The sequence below is a fragment of the Streptosporangium heterodermiicola genome (genome assembly GCF_051390675.1).
Classification (GTDB): Bacteria; Actinomycetota; Actinomycetes; order Streptosporangiales; family Streptosporangiaceae; genus Streptosporangium.
Genome location: NZ_JBPJSR010000003.1, coordinates 460180 through 482008, shown reverse-complemented (window position 1 = coordinate 482008; position 21829 = coordinate 460180). Strand labels below are relative to the sequence as shown.

Below are 21829 nucleotides of genomic sequence, written 5' to 3'. Positions count from 1 at the left end.
GCGTCCAACGATAACGCACTCTTGCTATCGTCGTTGCTAACACTGATAGCATCTATCTCGTTCCATCGTTATCAGGGGAGGGCAAATCATGATCATCGTTACCGGCGGTACCGGCTGGCTCGGCTCCCAGATCGTCGATCGGCTGCTCGACCGGGTCCCTGCGGACCGGGTCGGCGTGAGCGTCCGCGACACCGGCCGCGCCGGCGACCTGGCCGCACGCGGGGTACGCGTACGACGCGGCGACTTCACCGACCCCGACTCCCTCGCCGACGCGTTCGAGGGCGCCACGCAGGTGCTCATCGTCTCGACCGACCGGACGGGCGAGGCGGCGGTCGCCCAGCACACCGCGGCGATCGACGCCGCTCGCGATGCCGGCGCCAGGCGCGTCCTCTACACCAGCCACCAGGGCGCCGCCGAGGATTCGGTCTTCGCGCCGATGCCCGACCACGCCGTCACCGAGCGCTACCTGTCGAAGACGGGCACACCGTTCACGGCGCTGCGGAACGGGTTCTACGCCGACACCGTCCGGCACCTGCTCGGCCGGGCACTCGAAACCGGCGAACTCGTCGCACCGGCCGACGGACCCGTGTCCTGGACCGCGCACGCCGACCTCGCCGAAGCGGCAGCGATCATCCTCGCCGACGAGGGCCGGTTCGATGGCCCGACCCCGCCACTGACCGCACCGGACGCGCTCGACCTCGCGGACATCGCCGGAATCGTCACCGAACTCACCGGGCGCACCATCCGCCGCGTCGTCGCCGACGACACGGCGTGGACGGCCACGATGATCGGCCACGGTGTCCCCGCGGACCAGGCGAACCTGCTGCTCGGCATGTTCCACGCCACGCGCCGCGGGGAGTTCTCCACCACCGGCCCTGAGCTTGAGAACCTCCTCCAGCGCCCGGCCACCCCGGTCCGCTCGATACTGGGGCAACTCACCACCCAGCCGTGAACCTCCCTCCCCGATGTGGCCCTGTGGAGAAGCTCGTTGCGCGTCCGTGCGGGGCCCTGAATGATGTGTTGCCACACGAACGAAGGCGGCAGGTTGGACGTCGCGGTCAGCTACGAGCCCACCCTCGATGAAGTGGCGCGAGCACTCGGGCAGGGAATCAGGCAGCAGCTCAAGATCGCCTACCTGGCGTTGCCGTCGGTCCTGATCGCGTCGGGGCTCGGCTGCGTCCTGATCGGCTCCACATCCACGGGTGTCGCCATGCTCGTGGGGGCGGTCGCCTTCCCGCTCGTGCTGACCTGGTCGATCCGACGTACCGGCAGGCGGCGGCTCGCCCATCTCTGCGTCCCGACCACCCTCCGCTTGACCGGCGACGGATACGAGTGCCATACCGACCAGGCCACGACCACGATGCGATGGTCGCTGTTCGGACGGATCGTGACCGGCCCCGAGTTCTGGCTGTTCTTCGTGAACAGGCAGTTCACCGGCTTCCTCCCCCGGCGTGCTTTCAGTGGCGGACAACAGGCCGAGTTCGACGACTTCATAGCCTCTCGGCGGAACACGATGATTTCTTGATCGCCGAATTGCCGCTCCCTCCGTTCATTCTCCCGGCGGGTCACACAGCGGTCATCCGCGAACACCGCTTGCGCTCACCAGCGGTTGGCGGCAGCGTGAAGCCGTGGGCATCGCCCTTCTGATCGGTGTGCTTGTCACGGTTTCCTGTGGAGCCCCGCGGCTCCACTCTCAGTGGAAGCAGGTTCGCCTGGCCGAAGCCCGGTGGAAGGTGAGGTCCGCCCGAGTCCGGCGAGGGCGGAAGCGGTCGCCGCGTCGGCCGGAAGGAATGCCTCCATCCGCAGTTCCGCGACGGTGACGTCGACCGCGGTCCCGAAGTGGGTCAGCGTGGTCAGGAACCGAAGCTCGCCGTCGCCGAGGCGAAGCCGCAGCGGGACCGCGAAGCCGAGGTGATCCGGTCCCGGTTGCCGGGGGCGGTCGGGTACGAGTCTCGTGAGCTCGGTGACCAGCGCCTCAAGCCGGTCATCGGGATTGCGAGCCGCTTCCCGCCGGAGGTGGTCGATCACGTGCCAGGCCCATACGTCCAGGTTGACGATCCTCGGCGCCATTCCCTGAGGATCCAGCAACAGGCGGGGCACGTTGACGGGCGGCGTGAGGAGACGGGACGCCACGCCCCCGGTCAGCGCCCGGAACGCGTCGTTGGCCGAGACGAGATCGCCGCGCCGATCGACGATCACCGCGGGATACGGGTGGTGCCCTCGCAGGACACTCTCCAGCGCGGTGCGGACCGGTTCGAGCTCGGGGTCGTCGAACCGGGTTTCCGGGTAGGCGGGAGCGTAGCCCGCGGCCAGCAGCAGCGTGTTCCGTTCCCGAAGCGGCATCTCCAGCGACTCGGCGAGCCGTACGACCATGGCCCTGCCGGGGATCGACCGCCCGCTCTCGATGAAGCTGACGTGCCGTTGCGTGGTCCCGGCACGCAGGGCGAGGTCCAGCTGGCTGACGCCGCGGCGTCCCCGCCACTCGCGCAGGACACCGGCGAACCCGCCGCGTTCCGAAGTGATGGTCACCGGCCCCTGTCTAACGCGATGAGCGGCGTATGGCCATTCCCTCCAGGGAATTGCCGGGCCACGGCGTCGCGGTCAGGATCGGCGGCGTTCACGAACACGTCACGACGAGGGAGAAGCTGTGATCGATGTCAGGGAGCTGGTCGGCCGCTACGTGGCGGTCTGGAACGAGCCGGACGCCGAGCTGCGCCGCAAGGCCGTCGCCGGGTTGTGGACCGAGGACGGTGTCCAGATACTCCAGCCACCACAGGGGATCCGGGAGACGGCCGCGGCACTGGGCCTCACCTCGATCCTCGAAGCTCGCGGACATGAGGCACTCGACGTCAGGGTCACTCGCTCGTACGAGGAGTTCGTCGCGCCCGGGGAGTTCCTCTTCAGGCCGCGGGACAACGCCGAACGTCTCGCCGACGTCGTCAAGTTCAACTGGGAGATGGTGCCGACGGGCGGTGGTGAACCGGCGGGCGTCGGACTTGAGATCCTCGTCCTCGGCGAGGACGGCCGGATCCGGACCGACTACCAGTTCATCGAGGGATGAACGCCCAGACGGCACGAGGCCGGACGACCACGCGTTCCTACCGTCTGGAGAAGCCCGGCCGCCTCGACGGGATCGTGCCGCGTGAGGAACCGATACCGACGCCCACACCGACCGACATCCTTGTCCGCGTCCACGCGGTCTCACTCAACCGGCGCGACGCGCTCATCCTCCACGAGCGGTACCCCCTGCCGTCGGTGCCCGGCGTCGTCCCGCTCAGCGACGGAGCCGGCGAGGTCGTCGCCGTCGGCGAGGAAGTGACCCGTTTCAAGGTGGGCGACCGGATCGTCGGCGGCTACTGGCCCCGGTGGCACGACGGCAGGCTGAGGCCCGAGTTCCTCGACCAGTTCGGCTGCACCCTGGACGGCATGCTGACCGAGTACGTGCTCCTCGATCAGCAGTGGGCGGTCCACGTGCCGGACCATCTGAGCTGGGAGGAGGCGGCGACCCTGCCCTGCGCCGGCGTGACCGCGTGGAACTCGATCGTCGGCGGCGAACCCCTCCGCCCCGGACAGACCGTGCTCACCCTCGGCACCGGAAGCGTTTCCCTCTTCGCCCTCCAGTTCGCGAAAATGCTGGGCTGCCGCGTCATCTCCACCACTTCCGGCGAGACCAAAGCCGGCAAGCTCAAGGAACTCGGCGCGGACCACGTCATCGACTACGTCGACACCCCCGAATGGGGACAGGCGGTGCGCGAGCTCACCGAGGGGCGAGGAGCGGATCTCATCGTCGAGACCAGCGGGCCCGCCACCATCGAGCAATCGGTCAGAGCCGCGGCCCTCTACGGGCAGATCGTGCTGCTCGCGGTGTCCGATCCGGCCGGAGGACCCAGGTCCCACATCGAGATCTCCGGCGAAGCCTACGGATCCACCCTCGCGACCATCAGACGAATCTTCGTCGGCAACCGCGCTGATCATGAGGCCATGAACCAGGCGATCAGCGCACACCGCCTGCGGCCGGTCATCGACCGCGTATTCGGCTTCGCCGCCACACACGAGGCCTTCAGCTACTACCTCGACAGCAGGCCTTTCGGAAAGGTGATCATCCGGATCGACTGACTCTGCGAGCTCAGCGCGACACACAGGCGGCCGAACGGGAAGAGGCGGGAGATCTGTGGGAAGAATACGATCTCGCGTTCACCACCCGGCACGACAGGCCGATGGAACAGAATGAGGACTACAAGCCGTGGAAAGCACTGCCGAAGCGGGCAGGCGTTCGTGACGCACGACTCCACAACGCGCGTCACATGGCCGGCCCCCTCCTTGTTGGAACAAGGCGTGCATATCCGCGTCGTACGGAAATCCTCGGCCGCGCGCGGGTGACCACCACCGAGCACTACACCCACGTGACCGGCGCGTTGATGCGGGACGCGAGCACCCGCATAAGAGCTGCCCTCTGGGGCGACACGTGAGAACTGCAACCCTGACAGGGTTCAGAGATCAAAAAGGCCCTCTCCCAAGACTCGGGAGAGGGCCTCTGATCTGCGGAGGCTCGGGGATTTGAACCCCGGATGGGCGGTAAACCCAAACCGCATTAGCAGTGACCAGATGTAGCGTGCACCGGTGTCCGTAGACGTCCTGAGCTGAGAAGCCGTACGTCAGCGGGCACCGGTGTACGTGCACGAACTGCTCATCTGATTGCTCACCTCTCCGCATCCTCTGACGAGGACGAATCCCGCAGACTAGGGTTGAGGCGCTCGACGATCTTTCTCCTCGGACACCAAAGGAACGGGACCGATGGCGGAGTACGTACGCGCCTTCACGATGGCAGAGAGTGCCCAGGAGGCCGATGCGCTTGCCCGGAGCATCCTTCAAGCGAGACTCGTGGCAGAGGTACACATCGCTGGCCCGGTCCGTTCTCTGCGCTGGTGGGAAGACCTTCTCGAAGAGGTCCAGGAGTGGGAGGTCACGATGACGACGAATCGTGACCTCTTACCTTTGGTAGAGGAACACCTGCGTAGAAAATTTTCAATGGATGACCGGTTCAAGCTTGTCGCTACTTCTCTGACTTACGGTAGCCGTGAAAAGCTATTGTGGATAGATAGCCAAACAATCCAGCCTCCAAACAAGCCAGCCTCATAAGCACGCTAGCACTGGAACTGTGAAGTCGTGAAGCATAAAATAGGAAAATTTGCCACTTGGCTTATAGTGGCCAGTCTTTCCCTTGCGCTAGCCGCAGCTATAATTGCAACATTCGGTACGCTGCCGACCAAAATACTCAACATGTCGCCTGTCGCATCTAAGCTAAAGCCAGTCGAAGCAATATCCGCCGAGTCCAATATTCGGGGTTCGATATTACAGGCGATCGGTGGGATTTTGCTTCTAGCTGGAGCGCTCACCGCATGGAATCAGATGATAATTAATCGACGGCAGCAAGTAATTAGCTTTCAAAGCGCACTGACTGACACTTTTTCAAAAGCCGTAGAACAACTCTCCAATGTTAATTCTACGGCCGTAAGGTTGGGCGGCATTTACTCGCTAGATCGAATTGCACAGCAGGAGAGGTCCGAGGGTAGTCGAGTCTGTGAAATTCTCACAGAATTCATTCGAGAGAGTTGCGAGCAAAACCAATATCCTGAGTTTAATCGCGACGTTAAGGCGGCCTTATTTGTGATTACCAGAAGAGACTGGCCTGAAGGAATTAACTTTTCTGGCATTACGTTAAAAGGAGTGCATCTAGCACAAGCACGCTTAGTCCGCGCACGCTTAGAAAAAATCGATTTAAGCGAGGCTGATCTAAGCAAGGCAATATTATCAAATGCAGATTTGAGTGGAGCCGATCTCCGTAGGGCCCGATTAAAAGGCACTGACTTGAGCTCGGCAAAATTAGACAGAGCTAGACTATCTGGAGCAACCATGGATGATCAAACTCGATGGCCGAAAGGATTCAATCCTTTTGATCATGGGGTTTTAGTCGAAAACTAGCCTTATGCCGTCGAGCAACGACGGGATTCGTATAGAAAGCTCTATTATTTCAGCACTGTTCGTGATAGAAGACGCAAGATTTGCATTGCTGACTTCTCGCAATACAATTGACTTGTCAACGATCTTCGGAACTACTAAATAACCGAAATTTAATTCAGATTCGTTGACTTCCGCCGCTTTGCGCTGCGCTTCAAGTAGCGCTTCTTTGGCATCGATAGCTCGCTCAGAGGCTAGGAGCGCCATCGCTTTATTGTACCAGCTAAGAGATAGCGAATCGGCATCTGACCCTAATTCTATAGCTTCTTCAGCATAAATTAACGCATCGCTAAAAGATCCGGCAGTCATCGCCATATAGGCTAGGTTGTTTGCCCCCCTCCACGTGGGCGTGAGCCACTGAGCTCTATGCATATGCTCTAAAGATAAACTATATTCACTTTTCTCGTATGCGTTGTAGCCAGCTGTTATATGATGCTTAGCCATATGCTCTAAATTGGTTTTTGATAGTACAGATTTAGCCCAAGATAATAACTCTTGAAATGAATCGATAGGGAGAGTTGAAGCCTGCAAGGTAAGGCTACCGCCTAGTTCCTCTAATCTTCTACAGACAGTCCTAAAACGGGTATCTTCATCCAAGTCAAATGGGTCATCAGTACGCTTAAAGAGCCATCTTGTGGCGACTTCGCCTTTGTATTGGCACTGAATCGTTGTTAATTCAAGCTCACGCGGAATTCCCGCATCTACAATAGCTCCATGTAAGAACACAACAACGCCAGGGATTCTTTCAATTCCTGGGTCAAGAGCAGACAAAGCACTGATAGCTGATAGCACGTCGTCCTGCTCCATCATAGGACAACAGGTTTCCAAACAAGAAGCATTATTAATCTTTAGGGAATGAATAAATACTTCCAAATAGTAAGTCAACAAGAAGTGCATGCTGTTGGTGCTAAGGGCATGGCTCTTCTCAGCTCTAGCTAGAAGTGACCTGCTTAGCACTTTGATATAAATGCGATCAAATTGATCACCTGTGAAGTTTATGTAACCATCGGGAAGTATTTCTATGAAGCCATCAAAGATCAAGCCGTCCAAGTGTTCCGACAATTCATCGCGACTGAATTCGGGAACAAGAGAAATATTATTGATGAACCAAATGTCTTCATATGTTGCAGCTCCAATAGCTGAGCATAAAAGATTGAGTGCAGATAGACGCCGTGCAGGGAGCTTGTGGGATTTACCGATGAGAGGCCTGCTTTGAGTCCCTTGATGACTTTCAAGTAGGGCTCGAACACCTTCGAGCGCCTCTGTTGTTATTTGCATTTTTGCAGTCTTTCCTTCCTGCCAACGCGTAAACATCGTATGGCAGAGTAATTGAATCTCATAGGGATTTCCGTCGGTAAGTCGCATTAGATCAAATAGTTGCTCGTCATCATTCTCGAACGAATCATCGAAATTAAATCCTAAGGTTGCCAGAGGGCTCTCAATGCACTCACGCACTTCTGAGCTTTCCGTAAATCTCTCGACTTTCATAACCTGAAATTGGCGTATAATTGGAGAGAAAACAGAATTGATTTTCTCGACTAAATCAGCTGTCGCCGCTAGAATAAATCCATAACCATTCACTCGCATACCGATGGTACGCATAATGGAAAGGGTTGCCTCATTTGTGGCAAGCTCTTGCGCTTCATCGATAAGGAACAATATTGGCCTTGCGATTCGACTCGCAAGGTAGCTTAAATCTGCTCTTAGAGCACTCTCTGAGATCCGGCCGCCATGCGCAGCTTGATTTAAGCTCTCTGGGAATTCTAGGGGAAAGTGCTCATCCTGAAATTCTCCGCTAATTATGCGCCGGATAGTTCGGGCAGTGATAGGGGTGCCGGAGATCGTACTCATACGCCCCTTTTCAGCGGCAGCGCTAACTAACTCTTCGAACAATTTACTAAAAAATGTTACGGGCTCACCATCCCCAGGAACTAAGTCGATCCGCACAGGAAGAATCTCTTTGTGTATAGCCATGATATTAATCATATTCAAAAGGCTGGTCTTACCGGAAGCACGCTCTCCGACTATGGCCAGATAAGATGAAGGGCGTGTTAGATCTATCTGATCGAGCATGTAGGAGACTTTGCTTAATTCAGCTCCGCGGCCAGCAAAAATTCTGCTATCTTTTACCGGGTTAGCGTAATCATAGGGGTTACGTCGCTTCTCTATAATCATTCTTCCCACTTCCTTCTAGATGATCGAATTAAACTTCGCAAGAAGGCCATCGCACCGTGATCACGGTTGATACTTCTTCAGCTTGCCACGAATGGTCGATACCTGGGCCCCACACGACATAGTCACCTTGCCTACTCAGAGCCAAGCTGCCAACCGTAAGATCAAGCCTAAAGCGGCCTTGTACAAGGACCAGCAATGTGGTCCGGTTGTCACCAGAAGTCCACTCTGGCCGCTGCTGGCCTGCGGTGTGAATTCCCCACTTCACCTCAAGATCTTCGGTCTTACGGACGCCTCCCGTGTCTGGATCCATGAAGTGCCCGAGGATCCACCCCCGGTTCTCCTCTGCGTCGTCGTTTGCATTACCCGTGTACCAGTTATCAGCCATAACTGTTACAGCCCCTACTCTATAATTGGAATATTTACCCGCTGACCACCGATGTCTGCCAGACGTCGCAGGCCATGCGTCAGGGCAAACAGCCCTTCGTTGCTCCAGGCAGGGTCGAGAATCAGCGACCTGAGCACGGAGCGGTCCAGAGTGGAATAACGCCTCAGGCTGCTCGACTCCCAGTTGGCTCTTATGAGTCCTCCGTACCGCGTCCACCACTCCTCGTCCTCTATGACGATGAGGCTCGCGAACTCGAAGTTTCCGCTCACCAGGTTGAGTCCGAACCCCGTGCACTCCATCCGCCAGTGTGAGCTCTTCGTATGATCGTGCAGCCATCTCATCGGCTCTGACAGCCGGCTCGGGTGCATCGGGTCAGCGTCGAGCAGGCCCCCCTCGGTGGAGTCGACGTCGTCTCTCCCGAAAAGCTCTTCCTCCATCTCGCGCTCCAGAGTCCTCTCGATCTGCACGTCTTCTGCGTAGTCGACGAGCGGCTCATGGAATGCCTTGGGGATCACGGCCAGTCGACGGGCCGCATTCAGCACATGGCCGGAACGTTCCTGGATCAACAGGAGGTAGTCGGGTGCACCGCGGCGCACCCGGCTGCTGGGGCGGGCAACCGCGAACAGGGCCAAGGTTCCGCCGGCGCACAGGCGCCAATCCAAGCCGAGTACGACGTTCACGTTGGGCAGGTAGCGATCGCGCAACGGCAGGTTGCCGGGAGCTACGGCCCTGCCTTCCGCGATGGCGTCAATGAGCTCCCCCTCCAGGAGGTCCATCGTGAGGGCGTAGCTCACGAAATCCGTGATGCCTACGGATCCCTCGATCGCCTCAGGGGACACGTCGATACCGGTCAGCCTGTAGAGCGGAGTGTTGATGATGCGGGCGTTGGTCGCCAGAGCCTCCGCCAGGCGCCGAGCCGCCGCGTCCGCACCGACTTCGTCGATCACAGCGGGTACGACCGCTTCGTTGGTGTCGGCCAGTCGAAGTCGATCGCGGCTGGCGAGATCCAGCTTCAGATCAAGCCACTGTTTCCTGACCAGCACGCTGGTCGCGGCAACTCCGCCATCCGCCTGTGCGCTGTACGGCTGATGCTCGCCGAAGCCGTCGGCGTAATATTCCGAAAGCGCACTCGCGATCTGCTCTCTGCTGACGAGGACGCGCCGATGAGCCCGGTCCTGAAGGTCGCGGGGATCGATTTTCGCGAGCTGCTCAGCGACTGTTCTTCGGCTGCGACCGTGGCTCCAACCCGCTCGTTTGTCCAGCCACTCCAGTGCGGCATTGACGTTCTTGTCGCTCGCGAGCCGTCTTTCCGCTTCCATCGACGCGGTGCTGCCCACGTTTGCGGACGGCGGAATCTCTTCCGAAGCGATCGGCTCAGCAGAAGCGAGTAAGGCGAATCGTGCTTTCGTGTCCTCCGGAGACCGGTAGAGCAAGGTGTCCAGGGCTCGCTGAATCTCCACTGTCGGGACGAGTTCCGGCTCCGCATTCCATTTGGCCACCGTCCGAACCGCGGTGCCGAGTTCGCCGGCGAAGCCCTCGTTCGTCAACCGGAGCGCTCTCTGAAGAGCACCTGCGAGCTGACCGGTCCATTGCTCTACGACTTCCACGGACAACAGCTCCCTGAGTGGGGGAAGGGAGGTGCACTACCGGTGCACTGGTGATGCATCGGTGGTTCATGGGCTGGTCCGAAGGTAACAGACAGACTCCCTATCAGACAGGACGAGCACAGGATGCGCGTCTCTTCTGGCTGAGAAGGGAGGTGGGACCGTGCTGTGGCGAAGAAATCTTCTCCGCGGGGACGAGTTGGCTGACGAATCACAGAAGATCCGTATGCCGGAAATGCCCGATGATTACCTTTCTAGGGCAATCGCCATCCCGCCCGTTCCACGAGGGGTCAGGCGTGCGCGTGCATGGGTACGGGCCGTCCTGGACAGGTGGCAGCTTCCTCAGATCGTCGAACCGGTTGAACTCGTCGCGTCTGAGCTGGTCACCAACGCCGTACAGCACACCCATGGCGAGGAACCCGTTTCCCTTCTCCTCGCCTACGCGGCGGGGACGTTGCGCCTTGAGGTCCGGGACGGAGATTCGGCCAGCATCCCTGTGGTCAAGACGCCGAGCCCCATGGAGATGGACGGGCGCGGTCTTCTCCTGGTGGAGGGATGCACCGACCGCTGGGGCGTGAGGCTGACCGCGCAAGGCAAGGCCGTGTGGTGTGAGTTCGACATCGCGCGACGTCATCGGCTGCACGCTGTTCGCGGGGAAGGCGGCACCTCGTGAAGGATGAGCAACCTACCCCCTGGGCCGAGGGAGATCCTGCCTTCATCCTGGAGGAAGGCAAGGGCTACGTCAGGGCATGGGCTCGTGCGCAACACGCGGTGAGCAGCCTCAAGGACTCCTTGGACGCGCTGGAACTGTCCGAGTCGATGCCCTATCTCCGGGCCGACGTGAACGTGTTCGGTGCCGGGTTCGTGGAACTGGGGCGCGTCACGCCGGAGACGGCCGCGTTGCTCGCTCAGGCTCTCGTACTGCTCTCCGCCCAGGCGGAAGCAGAGGGAAAGGGGACGGGATGCGCGGCGTGAGAAGGCTCGAAGAGGTGCCCTGTCTCAGCGTGCACCCCGCGCCTCGACAACCGGATCATGAGCCCCTGAAGTGGCTGACTCCGCAGCCTGTGGGCGTGGTCGACTACACGTGCGCGTGCAGAAGCGTGAGCTACGAACTCTGTCGCGTCAACGCGCAGGCGTTCATCCGGCGCACGGTGCGTTTGGCTGACGGCCACGTCGTCGAGGAGACACACCGCATGGCCTTTCACAAGGCACAGGAGCTCTGGGAACGTCTCTTGCGAGGCGAGGCTCAGTAGAGCAGGCGCGGGGAAGGTTGTTCGCCTCGGTTTTCAGCCAACCGAGGTGAGCCGGGCCTTCCCCGCGCCGTCGTAGGTCAGGCGGGAACCGAATCGTCGTGCGGTTCCCGCCTGGCCTATTTCGCGGTTCGGGTCTTGAGAACAGGCAGCGGGTAGGCGACTTCCAGCGTGTCACCGCGCACGACGATCTCCTCCATGATCACAGGTGTTCTGTCAGCGTGGGTGATCCTGGTGACGTGCAGCAGAGGTGTGCCGGGCAGGAGGCTGAGTGCCGTCACCTCGTCTGGCATGGGCATCCGGGCGCGTACGTGTTCGGTCCAGCGCACACCCTTCGTGCTCGTCTCGAAGTGGGCGTACAGCGTGACAGGTTCGGGCAGCCTCGGGTCGTCGGCCCACGGCGTCTTCGCCGCGACGCTGAAGGGCATGGCCAGCTTGTGGGAACGTCGTGCGTCGCCCGCGATCTGGACGGTAGCCCGGACGAGCATGGGCTCCCCCGCGAGGACGCCGAGAAGGTCGGCGTGCGCCACAGTGGCGTCTTCCCGGTAGAAGGTCGGCTCTCCCAGGTCACGCCAGACGATGTCGCCGGCTTCGGCATAGCGACCGTCCGCGCCACGTGTCAGACCCCGTTCCTCGGTGTGAGCGGGGCGTGCGTACGGCGAGCGGACGAAGGTGCCGCGGGGGCGCTTGACCTCGACCAGGCCCTCGCTCTTCAGCTCGTTGATGGCCTGGCGGATGGTGGGGCGTGACAGGCCGAACTCGTCGGCGAGTTGTTGCTCGGACGGCAGGAGCTGCCCGGAGGGGAACGCTCCGGTGAGGATCTGTTCCCGCAGATAGTCGGCGACCTGCTTCCAGCGGGACACAGGAGCCTTGATCTCCACCATCCGGTCTCCCAACCAGGGCCCTGCCAGGCCCCTAGAGCCTTATGTGTTTTCCCGACTCGGGAACTCTTGACAGAACGTAGTACGTTGAACGTACAGTCGTCAACGTACTACGTTGGACGTTGTTTTTAGAGCCCGACCCGACGAGAGGAGGGATGTTCTATGACTCGTACCGCCCCGATTCAGCGCACACGGCTCGTCAACGAACTCCGCGTGCCGGTGAACTTCCTGGTGAACCGGCCCAAGGTCCGCACGACGACATCCCGCTCGGGCACGACCGTTCCCGGCCTTCCCTCAGGGGCGTGAACCGTGGACGTCCCCCTGTTCATCGTGTTCCTCGCCCTGTTCCTGACCGGTGCCGTGCTGGTGGCGTTCGTGATGCTGACCGTCAGCATCCGCGTCGAGGACCGCCGGATGAGCATGGCCCACCCGCCCCGCACCCACACCGAAGCCGCCACGCGGCGACTGCTCGGGGTGCATGCCCGCTACCGCCGAAGTACCGGCTACTGAGACGTGAGGAGGTGAAACCGTTGCGCACTCCCCTGACCCCGTTCGCCCGCCGTTGCCTGTGCGGTGCCCTGACCGACCCCGGCACCGCCCGATGCCACAAGTGCCGGGCGCGTGCCCGCTGGCACCGCCGCAAGGCCCTCCACGACGGCTTCTGATCCCCCGCTTCTCCCCATCGCACAACGTGAGAGGAGGTGAGACCTCTTTGACGGTGTCGATTCCCCTGGTCCTGTTCCTGGGCGCGGTCGCTTTCGTCGCCTGGCGTCACCTGGGACTGCGCCTGTGGCAGGCGCTCGTCTGCCTGCTGCTCGGCTTCTTCCTGGCCGCGACCACCCTCGCCCCCGACATCCGCCGCCTGGTGAGTGCCGCCCTGAGCTGGTTCACCGGTTCCTGACCCGATCCCCCGACCGAAGGAGGGATGTCCAGTGCCCCACATCCACCCCTACCCCGACCGTGATCTTCAGGAGGTCATCACCCGCAACCGCACCGCCCGCCAGATCCTCACCGCCTTCTTCACCGCCGGCCTGTTCCCGAGCGGCATCCGGCAGCTTGTCGAGACCGCCATGGATGACACGCTAAAGCTGGCCGCGGAGGTCGTTCGGCTCCGTGCCAACCTCGCCACCGCTCGCCACAAGCGGGCGAACCTGGTCGCCGCCGCCCGCGCCACCCTCGCCGCTCACCACGACGGCGAGACCGACCCACTCTGGTATCTGCGTGACGAGCTGAGCGACGGTGACGCTCGATGAGAAGGCGCCCTATCTCCAGGCATCGAATCCAGCGCAACGCCCGCCGGCTCCGCAGGTCCGGTGTGGAACCGATGATGCTCCTCAACGACGACATGGACTTCGGGTCCGTGGCGCTGGTGGTCGCCGGACGCTGGTTCTGGCGTTACCGCTCCGAACTCGCCCCGCTCAACACCGTGCTGCTGGCGCTCACGGGCGGAGTGGTCCTGCACACTTCCTACCCGACGTGGTGGCCCACCGTCCTGATCCTCACCGGCGGCTTCGCGGGAACGCTGGCCCTGTTCGGCCGATGGGTCAACCTGACCCGAGGCGCCGAACGCGGCTATGCCGCCGTCATCGTCCTGCTGATAGGGGGATGGCTGGCCGCGGCCACGGTCGTCGGCCCGTTCACCTCGCCGCTCCCGGCGGTTCTCGGGATCGGTGGGTTCGTCCTCGCCGTCCCGTGGTGGGCACACCGTCGCAGGCGCGCCCGTGTCCGCGTGGAACGCGCCTTGGACGCCTGGCCGGAGATCTCGGAGGCGGTCGGCCTGGCCGGTTCCCGCATCCAGTCCGCCGTGGTGGACCTGTGGGGGTGGCGCGCCCGGATCGCGCTGGCTCGCGGGCAGACCGTGGAGGATGCGATCGGGAGGCTCCCCGCCATCGAGTCGGGTCTCGGCACCCGCAGGGGAGCCGCCCGTATCCAGCCGATCCCCGAACGTGCCAACCGGCTGGAGCTGCGGATCATCGAAACCGATCCGCACGCCGATGCCATCGGATGGCCGGGCTCCTCGGTCACCTCCATCACCCAACCGATCGAGTTGGGCGTCTTCGAGGACGGCAGTCCCGCCCGCGTCTCCCTGCTCCGACGTCACGCCCTCGTCGGGGGTGTCGCCGGGTCGGGCAAGAGCGGTGGAGTCAACGTCATCCTGGGCAACCTCTCCGCCTGCCCCGATGTGATCGTGTGGGGCATCGACCTCAAGCGCGGCATGGAGTTGTTGCCGTGGGTCTCCTGCCTCGACAGGCTCGCCACCACCCCGCGAGAGGCGGAGACGCTTCTTCGGGACGCCGTGGCCATCCTCGACGGGCGCGCGGCGACACTCGCCCAGCGCGGGGAACGCACCTGGGAGCCTTCGGCGGAGGCGCCCGCGTTAATCCTGCTCGTCGACGAGTACGCCGAACTCGTCGAGGACGCTCCCGGAGCGGTGCGCTATGCCGACTCCATCGCCCGGCGTGGACGCGCCCCCGCGACCACGCTCATAGCCGCCACTCAGCGCCCCTCGCAGAAGGCCATGGGCAGCGGTGCCGTCCGTTCCCAGATGGACGTGCGGATCTCCTTCCGGGTGCGGGAACGCCGTGACGTGGACCTGATCCTCGGGCAGGGCATGCACAAGGCCGGTTGGCACGCCGACGCGCTCGACGCCCCCGGCAAGTTCCTGGTCAGCGCACCCGAGCACGACCTCCCGCGCCGTGCCCGCACCTACCTGATGGAGGACGAGACCATACGGCATGCGGCGGGCAAGCACGCGCCCCGCCGGCCCGTCCTCGATCCGGTGTCCGTGACCGCCGTCGAAGACGGGCCGGACAGCATGGTGGAGGAGTCGCGAGAGACCGAACGACAGCATGACCGCAAAACCGCTCAGGAGGTCTCGGAGGGGGCTCTCCTGGCAGCCCTGCACGACGCTCCCGAGGAGGGAGTGAGCGTTCCCCGGCTCATGGAGGCGACCGGCATGAGTCGTCCGTGGGTGTACTGGCGACTCAACCAGCTCGACACGCAAGGGGTGGTCAGACAGGTCAGCCGGGGACGGTGGCGTAGTCCGGAGGTTGACTCTTCGTGATCGTCTAATTGTTCAATGTCTCGCGCGTGTCTGCACGTAAGGGACGTGGACGCGGGATTGGACAAGACGTTAGACGATCACTCAACGTAGCCGCTTCATGGAGGGCATCCGAATTCTCTCGACGACCTACGTTCATCGTCTCACCGCAAACGTACGACGTTCTTTCTTGGATTCGGTGCCCTCCCGAAAGGAGGGATTCACGACGAAGACCACACCCCCGCCCCCGTTCCTCTACACGATCCCCGAAGCCGCCGAAGCTCTCAGGATCAGCAGGACGAAGCTCTATGAACTCCTCGCCAAGAACGAGATCCAGTCCGTCCGCATCGGGCGGAGCCGCAAGATCCCCGCCTCCACCCTCCGCTCCTACGTCCACCGCCTGCAGGCAGAACAAGAGGAAGGTGATCGAAATGACCCGCCCCGATAAGGGCACCAGAACGGCGAACGGAGAATCGTCGGTCTTCTTCAGCGAGTCCGACGGTTATTGGCACGGCTTCGTGACCATGGGAATCAAGGACGACGGCTCGCTCGACCGGCGCCATTGCAAGTCGAAGTCAGAACAGAAGCTCAGGAAGAAGGTGAAGGAATTCGAGGCCGATCGCGAGGCGGGAAGGCTCGCGCAGACGAGCCGGGTGCCGACGCTGGCCGAATGGATGGCGTTCTACCTCGACACCATCTGCACAAGGCTGGTGGCGTCGGGGAAGATGGCGCCCCGCACCCTCGACGACTACCGGTCCAAGACCCGCGTGTGGATCATCCCCCTGCTGGGGCAGCACCGCCTCAACCGACTGCTTCCCGAGCACCTGGACAAGGCTTACAGCCAGATGCACCTGAAGGGTCGTTCCCCGAGCACGGTCCTCAAGGTCCACCGGATCCTCTCCCGCGCGCTGAGCGTGGCCGTACGCCGGGAGAAGCTCAACCGCAACGTGGCGACCCTCATCGACGCGCCGGCCGCGGCCGAGACGGAGATCGAGGCTTTCACCAGGGAGGAGGCCAGGCGCATCCTGAAGGCGGCCGAAGGGCGCCGCAATGCCGCGCGGTGGTCGGTCGCCCTCGCCCTGGGCATCAGGCAGGGCGAGGCGCTCGGGCTCCGCTGGTCGTACATCGACCTGGAGACCGGGGTGATCCGGGCGTGGTTCCAGGTCCAGCAGGCCAATTTCCAGCATGGGTGTGAGAACCCGCACGCCTGTGGAGCGAAGTGGCACAAGCCGCCCTGCAAGACGCCGTGCAGAATCCACGTCCACACCCCGGACTGCTCGGCCGACTGCAAGAACCGCAAGCACGGGTGCCCGAAAAGGCCCTGTGGAAAAAACTGCGGGGAGCACGCGCGATCCTGTCCCCGGCGGACGGGCGGGGGCATCGTCTTCCGTCCCCGCAAGGGCAAGCGGAAGCTCACGCTCCAGTGCCCGCCGGAGCTGCTGCCCGTCCTGCGGGCGCACCACGAGACGCAGGACCTTGAGCGGCTCATGGTGGGTGACGCCTGGCAGGATCACGATCTCCTGTTCCCGAGACCGGACGGGACGCCGGAGAGCCGTACGGAGGACTGGAAGGAGTGGAAGCGGCTCCTCAAGATCGCGGGAGTCCGCGACGGGCGCCTGCACGACGCCAGGCACACGGCCGGAACCCTGTTGATCGAGCAGGGGGTGCACATCCGCGTCGTACAAGAGATCCTCGGGCACACGCGGGTGACGACGACGGAGAAGTACACCCACGTGGCGGCCCCTCAGGTGCGGGACGCGACAGCCCGCATGGGAGCGGCGTTGTGGGGCGAGTGAGGCGAACTGCTCACCCAACCGCTCACCCAACGAAAAACTGCTCGTTCCCCGGCGACCCTAACGTCGGGGAACGAGCAGCTCAGTGCGGAGGCTCGGGGATTTGAACCCCGGATGGGCGGTAAACCCAAACCGCATTAGCAGTGCGGCGCCATAGACCTGACTAGGCGAAGCCTCCTGGTTGCCGTTCGGCTCAGCACAGAGTACCGGCCATCAGGCAAGGCGGCAAAGCGGTTGACGACCGCGTCTCGGGCAAGAGTTGGGGGAGAGTTATCCACAAGTGGTGGATAACTCTCCCCGACCCTGTGGACAAACTGGGGAGTCCGCAGCTGAGCAAGGTGGAAATCCTGTGGATTCCCAGTTCGCGAGACGCTACATCTCAACAAGTGAACACCATTGAGGCCCCTCACCGTCCGGTGAGACGGGAGAGACCTCGGGTGGTCACGGAGATCGGAGATCAGGCGGCCGGGTTGGCCTCGCCCTCGATCTCAATCTTGATCTTCTTGCCGACCAGGACGCCGCCGGTCTCCAGCGCCTGGTTCCAGGTCAGGCCGAACTCCTCGCGGTCGATCTCGGTCTTGATCGAGTAGCCCCAGACGTCCTGGCCCCACGGGTTGGTGCCGGCGCCGCCGTACTCGACGGTGAGCTCGACCGGCTTGGTGACGTCGCGGATGGTGAGGTCGCCGACGAGGGTGAACTCGTCACCGGAGTGGCCGAGGACGCGGGTGCTGCGGAAGGTCAGCTCCGGGAACTTGTCGGCGGAGAGGAAGTCGTCGCTGCGCAGGTGGCCGTCGCGGTCGGGAGCGCCGGTGGTGATGCTCGCGGCCTTGATCGTGAGCTGCGCGGAGGAGTCCAGGGGGTTCTCGGCGATGGTGACGGTGCCGGCGAACTCGTTGAAGTGACCGCGAACCTTGCTCACCATCATGTGCTTGACGACGAAGCCGATCTGGGTGTGGGCGACGTCCAGAGCATAGGTGCCCGGGGCGGGGATCTGAAGGTTCTCCCAGGTCCGAGTGGTCATTTTTCTGCTCCCGAAGAGATGCTTGCTGAGTGGATGCTTGCGTCAACAGATTTCTACACGAGGAATATTCCTCTCGTCAACTACTGTCCGGTAGGGTGTGAGCGTGAACCACTTCGACGACTCCCGGCTGACGGCGATGGGCCTCCTTGCCGAGGTCTACGCCGGTATCTCAGCGAAGACGCAGGAGTCCTTCGCCGCCGCGAAGCTGTCAGAGATCGACTTCGAGACGTTGATAAGGCTGGCGCGCTCGCCACAGCGGCGGCTGCGCATGAGCGACCTGGCCGCGCAGACGGGTCTGTCCACGAGCGGGACGACCCGGGTCGTCGACCGGCTGGAGCGCGAGGGGCTGGTCACGAGGCAGGCGTGCCCCACCGACCGCCGGGCCTCCTACGCGGCCATCACCGAGGCCGGCACCGACCGGCTCGGCAGCGTGCTCCCGCAACACCTGATCGACATCGACACCTGGTTCACCGGGCTCCTCCCTCCCGCGGAGCTCGACACCTTCCTCGGCACCCTGAGGACCATCCGCGACGCCGTACGACCGTGCGCCACCGCGGGAGCGGAGGGCCTCCGGCCGGAGGAGAAGGCGCTCATCCCGTCCGAGTGACGCGCCCATCCGGTACGAGGTCCCGCGACCGGTGTGAGGTCTCACGACCGGTGCCGCGAAGGTTTCACGCGAGTTCCGCGCAAGCCCCCGTAACCGGTGCTGCGAAGGTTTCACACGAGTTCTGTGCGAGCCCCCGCGAGTACGCGGGTCCTTACGAGACCCATGAGCGGCCCGCAGAGGTTCCGCACAGGCGAACCGACAGGGATTCCGCAGGCAAGCCGGCAGAGGTTCCGTACAGGCGAACCCTCGGAGATTTCGTACGGGCAGAGATTTCGTACGGGCGAACCCACGGAGATTCCCGACGAGTGAGTGGGCAAAGCGCCCATGAACCGGCGAAAGCCGGCCGCCTCAGACCTGCGGCTCCAGGTGTCGTGGTTCGGCGGTGAGGTCGCCCCGGAGTTTGGCCATTCCCCGGGAGACCGTGCTCTTGACCGTCCCGACGCTGATGCCCAGGGCCTTGGCGATCTCCGGCTCGGTCATGTCCTCGTAGTAGCGCAGGACGACGGCGGTCCGCATCCGGACGGGCAGCCGGTCGAGGGCCTGCTCGACGCGTTCGGGAAGGTGCTGGGCGCTCGCGACGACCGGCTCGGGGAGCTCGCCCGACGGATACTCCTCCAGCTTGCGCCGCCGCCACCAGGAGATGTTGATGTTGACCATCGCCCGGCGTACGTAGCAGTCCAGGGCGGTGCGGTCCTGGATGCGGTCCCAGGCGAGGTAGGTCTTCACCAGCGCCGCCTGCAGCAGGTCCTCGGCGTCGCTCGGGTGCCCGGTGAGCCGGTGGGCGGCACGCAGCAGCGCCGGGCCGCGAGCAACGACATACTCGCGGAACTCCTCGTCGGTTCCGCCGGCCACCGTGATCACCAGCCTGTGCTCCAGGTGCGTATGGTGGCCAGAATCGCAGCCGGAACCCATACTGCGGCTGAACCGAAATCTATATTTCATCCCATCAACGGTAAAGATCAGCTTCGATGGGCGATGGAGCACGCAAGAAGCATTAGATAGCGGTTTGTCATCGGGCGGACACCAATGCGTTCTACCAGAGAGGGGAACTTTAGTACGCGGTTGGACACCTGCCGTGATTATTGGTGGAGCGGACAGCGGGATTCCGCGAAGCGTGTGACGCTGGCCGCGACACCTCGCAGAATTGGGGAGCGACGATGCCCTATCGCAGCGCCGATCGCCGCCGTACGCTGGCGGCCGCCGCGCTTGGCCGGACCGTCCAGGAGCCGGGCCCCCTCCCCTCGGAAGGCGAGCCCTTCCACGCGGTCAGCGGCACGATCCTCGACGTCAGCCCGCACCTGATCGTCATCGACACCCCGACCGGCGACGAGGAACGGCTCGTCATCGCACCGTGGGCGACCGCCTGGCGCGGGGAGACCGTCAACCCCGCCGATCTCCCCCACGGCTCCAACGTGATCATCAAGGCGCTGCGGGCCGGCCGGGTCGTGGACCGGATCTGGGCGGACATCACCAGGATCACCGGGGTGATCCAGTCGATCGGTTCCGAGGGCAAGGACCACACCGTGGAGCTGTACTGCGGGCCGCACCGCGGGCGGCGCACGATCGTCATCCCCTACCGGTCCTCCGGGCGGCTGCGGGTCAGGCATCCGCAGTTCGAGCCCGGCTACCTGTTCGACGCCATCGGGGTCCGCGAGGACGGCACGGCGCTGGCGCGGCTGCCCGCGACCTCGCAGCCGCCCTACCGGTGGACGGCGGTGCCGCCGCCGCCCCCCGGTTACGTCGGCGTGCAGTCGCGGATCTCGGGCACGGCCACCTGGTCGGACACCTTCGACTGCGGGGAGCAGGGGGTCGCCTACCCCATGCTGGAACGGGCCGACACGGCGTGCGACGACACCGGGGTGTCCTGCGCCGGTCTCCCCTACCTGGCGCTGGGGTCGATGCTCAACGTGCGCAACGTGTGCGCCGGACGCACCTCGGTCCTGCCGATCGTGGCGTGCGGCTGCCTGGCCGGCCGCTTCTGCGACCGGTGTCTGGAGTGCGGTACCTCGCCGCGCGGCCGGATCCTGGAACTGTCCCCGAGCTCCTTCGTGGAACTCGGCGGTGACCTGACCACCGGGTGCTTCAACGCCCGGCTTGGAATGGGGTGAACAGATGCTGACGACGATCGCCGCCGCGCAGTTGCCGGTCGTGTTCCTGCTACTGGCCGCTGGTACGGTCGCGAAGATCTGGACGGTCGCACGCGAGGCCGAGCCGGGCATGCTGAGCAGGCTGGGACCGGCCGTGCTGGTGCCCGAGCGCTGGCGCGCGCCCGCGATGCTGGGCTGCGCGCTCGGCGAGCTGTTCCTGGCGAGCGGGCTGCTGCTGACCGGCCATCCGTTCTTCCGGTGGGGGATCGGCGGGTTCTTCGCGGTCTCCACCTACGTCCTGTGGGAGCTGCGGCGCCGTCGCCCGGACGCGGGCTGCGGCTGCTTCGGCGAGGTGAGCGCGCTCCCGGTGGGACGGCGGTCGCTGGGCCGCACCATGGTGCTGACGGCGATGTCCCTGGGACTGGTCTGGACACCGGAGGTCCCCGGCTGGGCGGCGATGGCGAACCTGACGTGGACGCACGCGCCGGCCGTGCTCGCCGGGCTGCTGGTGCTCGCCACGCTCTCGCCGGAGATCGAGGAGACGGTCGCCAGGCTCCGCTATCGGGCCCCCTGTGAGCAGCGCCGCCTCGACCCGGCCACCGCGCTCGGACGGCTGCGGTCGAGCACGGTCTGGCGCTCGCACGAGGGGATGCTGTCGAGCAAGGAGCCGGTCGACAGCTGGCGGGAGCTGTGCTGGCGGTTCTTCGTCTATCCGGGCAGCAGCCACGCGGGCGACCCCGTCGACGTGGTCTTCGCGGTCTATCTGAGCGGGCGGCACCCGGCGGTGCGGGTCGCGATGGTCGGCTCCGACGGGCAGCCGGTGGAGGCCGGGGGTCTCGCCGAATCTCTGCCGATATCGGCTGGACACTAGAGAACCCTAGATTCCGCTAGGACACCTCAGGGCAGCACGATTGAGCTCTATATGGCTCTCTAGCTTCCCCACTAGAGAGCCATATAGAGGGCTAGGG

24 protein-coding genes and 1 tRNA gene are annotated in these 21829 nt (G+C 63.4%); 18 read left to right on the top strand and 7 right to left on the bottom strand.

The window, feature by feature from the left end:
* The first annotated feature begins 88 nt into the window (after positions 1-88).
* Complete coding sequence (locus ACSC1Q_RS09460) at positions 89-952, top strand: NmrA family NAD(P)-binding protein (protein WP_436758270.1); 864 nt, start codon at positions 89-91, stop codon at positions 950-952.
* Positions 953-1045: 93 nt separating this feature from the next.
* A complete protein-coding gene (locus tag ACSC1Q_RS09455; RefSeq protein WP_436758269.1) occupies positions 1046-1525 on the top strand; it encodes a YcxB family protein in 480 nt (159 codons plus the stop codon).
* A 134-nt stretch (positions 1526-1659) separates the two neighbouring features.
* Here ACSC1Q_RS09455 and ACSC1Q_RS09450 read toward each other — a convergent pair whose 3' ends face one another.
* On the bottom strand, positions 1660-2529 hold the full coding sequence (locus ACSC1Q_RS09450) for a helix-turn-helix domain-containing protein (protein ID WP_436758268.1): 870 nt from the start codon (positions 2527-2529) through the stop codon (positions 1660-1662).
* A 118-nt stretch (positions 2530-2647) separates the two neighbouring features.
* On the opposite strand from ACSC1Q_RS09450, the gene ACSC1Q_RS09445 reads away from it, so the two are divergent.
* The 4 genes from ACSC1Q_RS09445 to ACSC1Q_RS09430 all read left to right on the top strand — a co-directional run bounded on the left by ACSC1Q_RS09445 (position 2648) and on the right by ACSC1Q_RS09430 (position 5982).
* Positions 2648-3061, top strand: a complete 414-nt coding sequence (locus tag ACSC1Q_RS09445) for a hypothetical protein (RefSeq protein WP_436758267.1) — start codon at positions 2648-2650, stop codon at positions 3059-3061.
* On the top strand, positions 3058-4116 hold the full coding sequence (locus ACSC1Q_RS09440) for a zinc-dependent alcohol dehydrogenase family protein (RefSeq protein WP_436758266.1): 1059 nt from the start codon (positions 3058-3060) through the stop codon (positions 4114-4116). Before ACSC1Q_RS09445 ends, ACSC1Q_RS09440 begins: the two co-directional genes overlap by 4 nt.
* 678 nt (positions 4117-4794) lie before the next feature.
* Complete coding sequence (cutA, locus tag ACSC1Q_RS09435; RefSeq protein ID WP_436758265.1) at positions 4795-5139, top strand: divalent cation tolerance protein CutA; 345 nt, start codon at positions 4795-4797, stop codon at positions 5137-5139.
* A 27-nt stretch (positions 5140-5166) separates the two neighbouring features.
* The gene (locus tag ACSC1Q_RS09430) at positions 5167-5982 is read left to right on the top strand and encodes a pentapeptide repeat-containing protein (RefSeq protein ID WP_436758264.1); all 816 of its coding nucleotides are present in this window, start codon (positions 5167-5169) and stop codon (positions 5980-5982) included.
* Here the strand turns inward: ACSC1Q_RS09430 and ACSC1Q_RS09425 are convergent.
* A complete protein-coding gene (locus ACSC1Q_RS09425; protein WP_436758263.1) occupies positions 5968-8193 on the bottom strand; it encodes an AAA family ATPase in 2226 nt (741 codons plus the stop codon). The genes ACSC1Q_RS09430 and ACSC1Q_RS09425 overlap by 15 nt on opposite strands.
* A 399-nt stretch (positions 8194-8592) precedes the next feature.
* A complete protein-coding gene (locus ACSC1Q_RS09420) occupies positions 8593-10185 on the bottom strand; it encodes a hypothetical protein (protein ID WP_436758262.1) in 1593 nt (530 codons plus the stop codon).
* Between the two features lie 160 nt (positions 10186-10345).
* On the opposite strand from ACSC1Q_RS09420, the gene ACSC1Q_RS09415 reads away from it, so the two are divergent.
* Both ACSC1Q_RS09415 and ACSC1Q_RS09410 read left to right on the top strand, forming a co-directional pair.
* Positions 10346-10855 carry an ATP-binding protein gene (locus tag ACSC1Q_RS09415; protein WP_436758261.1) on the top strand — a complete coding sequence of 170 codons (510 nt, stop codon included), beginning with the start codon at positions 10346-10348 and terminating at the stop codon, positions 10853-10855.
* Entirely contained in the window at positions 10852-11157 is a 306-nt protein-coding gene (locus tag ACSC1Q_RS09410) for a hypothetical protein (protein WP_436758260.1), read from the top strand. The genes ACSC1Q_RS09415 and ACSC1Q_RS09410 overlap by 4 nt, the downstream gene beginning before the upstream one ends.
* A 394-nt stretch (positions 11158-11551) precedes the next feature.
* Here ACSC1Q_RS09410 and ACSC1Q_RS09405 read toward each other — a convergent pair whose 3' ends face one another.
* The gene (locus ACSC1Q_RS09405; RefSeq protein WP_436758259.1) at positions 11552-12316 is read right to left on the bottom strand and encodes a GntR family transcriptional regulator; all 765 of its coding nucleotides are present in this window, start codon (positions 12314-12316) and stop codon (positions 11552-11554) included.
* Positions 12317-12622: 306 nt separating this feature from the next.
* On the opposite strand from ACSC1Q_RS09405, the gene ACSC1Q_RS09400 reads away from it, so the two are divergent.
* The 7 genes from ACSC1Q_RS09400 to ACSC1Q_RS09370 all read left to right on the top strand — a co-directional run bounded on the left by ACSC1Q_RS09400 (position 12623) and on the right by ACSC1Q_RS09370 (position 17149).
* Positions 12623-12823 (top strand): hypothetical protein, encoded by a 201-nt coding sequence (locus ACSC1Q_RS09400; protein ID WP_436758258.1) that lies wholly within the window; start codon positions 12623-12625, stop codon positions 12821-12823.
* Positions 12824-12843: 20 nt separating this feature from the next.
* Positions 12844-12978, top strand: a complete 135-nt coding sequence (locus tag ACSC1Q_RS09395) for a hypothetical protein (protein WP_436758257.1) — start codon at positions 12844-12846, stop codon at positions 12976-12978.
* Between the two features lie 53 nt (positions 12979-13031).
* On the top strand, positions 13032-13214 hold the full coding sequence (locus ACSC1Q_RS09390) for a hypothetical protein (protein WP_436758256.1): 183 nt from the start codon (positions 13032-13034) through the stop codon (positions 13212-13214).
* 31 nt (positions 13215-13245) lie between these two features.
* A complete protein-coding gene (locus ACSC1Q_RS09385) occupies positions 13246-13566 on the top strand; it encodes a hypothetical protein (protein ID WP_436758255.1) in 321 nt (106 codons plus the stop codon).
* On the top strand, positions 13563-15377 hold the full coding sequence (locus ACSC1Q_RS09380; protein ID WP_436758254.1) for an FtsK/SpoIIIE domain-containing protein: 1815 nt from the start codon (positions 13563-13565) through the stop codon (positions 15375-15377). Before ACSC1Q_RS09385 ends, ACSC1Q_RS09380 begins: the two co-directional genes overlap by 4 nt.
* Before the next feature lie 97 nt (positions 15378-15474).
* Entirely contained in the window at positions 15475-15801 is a 327-nt protein-coding gene (locus tag ACSC1Q_RS09375) for a helix-turn-helix domain-containing protein (protein WP_436758253.1), read from the top strand.
* Positions 15785-17149, top strand: a complete 1365-nt coding sequence (locus ACSC1Q_RS09370) for a tyrosine-type recombinase/integrase (RefSeq protein WP_436758252.1) — start codon at positions 15785-15787, stop codon at positions 17147-17149. Before ACSC1Q_RS09375 ends, ACSC1Q_RS09370 begins: the two co-directional genes overlap by 17 nt.
* An 85-nt stretch (positions 17150-17234) precedes the next feature.
* Here ACSC1Q_RS09370 and ACSC1Q_RS09365 read toward each other — a convergent pair.
* Positions 17235-17324, bottom strand: a tRNA-Ser gene (locus tag ACSC1Q_RS09365).
* 279 nt (positions 17325-17603) lie between these two features.
* Positions 17604-18167: a YceI family protein gene (locus ACSC1Q_RS09360; RefSeq protein ID WP_436758251.1), complete on the bottom strand. Its 564-nt coding sequence runs from the start codon at positions 18165-18167 to the stop codon at positions 17604-17606.
* Positions 18168-18270: 103 nt separating this feature from the next.
* On the opposite strand from ACSC1Q_RS09360, the gene ACSC1Q_RS09355 reads away from it, so the two are divergent.
* Entirely contained in the window at positions 18271-18774 is a 504-nt protein-coding gene (locus tag ACSC1Q_RS09355; protein WP_436758250.1) for a MarR family winged helix-turn-helix transcriptional regulator, read from the top strand.
* Between the two features lie 348 nt (positions 18775-19122).
* Here ACSC1Q_RS09355 and ACSC1Q_RS09350 read toward each other — a convergent pair whose 3' ends face one another.
* On the bottom strand, positions 19123-19626 hold the full coding sequence (locus ACSC1Q_RS09350; protein WP_436758370.1) for a SigE family RNA polymerase sigma factor: 504 nt from the start codon (positions 19624-19626) through the stop codon (positions 19123-19125).
* A gap of 305 nt (positions 19627-19931) precedes the next feature.
* Here ACSC1Q_RS09350 and ACSC1Q_RS09345 point away from each other — a divergent pair, with 305 nt between their 5' ends.
* Complete coding sequence (locus ACSC1Q_RS09345; RefSeq protein WP_436758249.1) at positions 19932-20882, top strand: hypothetical protein; 951 nt, start codon at positions 19932-19934, stop codon at positions 20880-20882.
* A gap of 4 nt (positions 20883-20886) precedes the next feature.
* On the top strand, positions 20887-21732 hold the full coding sequence (locus ACSC1Q_RS09340) for a MauE/DoxX family redox-associated membrane protein (RefSeq protein WP_436758248.1): 846 nt from the start codon (positions 20887-20889) through the stop codon (positions 21730-21732).
* Positions 21733-21829: the final 97 nt, after the last annotated feature.

Bases quoted from the DNA above. Each gene is read 5' to 3' on its own strand.
- ACSC1Q_RS09405 (WP_436758259.1), bottom strand. From the start codon at position 12,316: ATGGTGGAGATCAAGGCTCCTGTGTCCCGCTGGAAGCAGGTCGCCGAC.
- ACSC1Q_RS09345 (WP_436758249.1), top strand. From the start codon at position 19,932: ATGCCCTATCGCAGCGCCGATCGCCGCCGTACGCTGGCGGCCGCCGCG.
- ACSC1Q_RS09440 (WP_436758266.1), top strand. From the start codon at position 3,058: ATGAACGCCCAGACGGCACGAGGCCGGACGACCACGCGTTCCTACCGT.
- ACSC1Q_RS09375 (WP_436758253.1), top strand. From the start codon at position 15,475: ATGGAGGGCATCCGAATTCTCTCGACGACCTACGTTCATCGTCTCACC.
- ACSC1Q_RS09360 (WP_436758251.1), bottom strand. From the start codon at position 18,167: ATGACCACTCGGACCTGGGAGAACCTTCAGATCCCCGCCCCGGGCACC.
- ACSC1Q_RS09460 (WP_436758270.1), top strand. From the start codon at position 89: ATGATCATCGTTACCGGCGGTACCGGCTGGCTCGGCTCCCAGATCGTC.
- cutA (WP_436758265.1), top strand. From the start codon at position 4,795: ATGGCGGAGTACGTACGCGCCTTCACGATGGCAGAGAGTGCCCAGGAG.
- ACSC1Q_RS09425 (WP_436758263.1), bottom strand. From the start codon at position 8,193: ATGATTATAGAGAAGCGACGTAACCCCTATGATTACGCTAACCCGGTA.
- ACSC1Q_RS09370 (WP_436758252.1), top strand. From the start codon at position 15,785: ATGACCCGCCCCGATAAGGGCACCAGAACGGCGAACGGAGAATCGTCG.
- ACSC1Q_RS09340 (WP_436758248.1), top strand. From the start codon at position 20,887: ATGCTGACGACGATCGCCGCCGCGCAGTTGCCGGTCGTGTTCCTGCTA.
- ACSC1Q_RS09380 (WP_436758254.1), top strand. From the start codon at position 13,563: ATGAGAAGGCGCCCTATCTCCAGGCATCGAATCCAGCGCAACGCCCGC.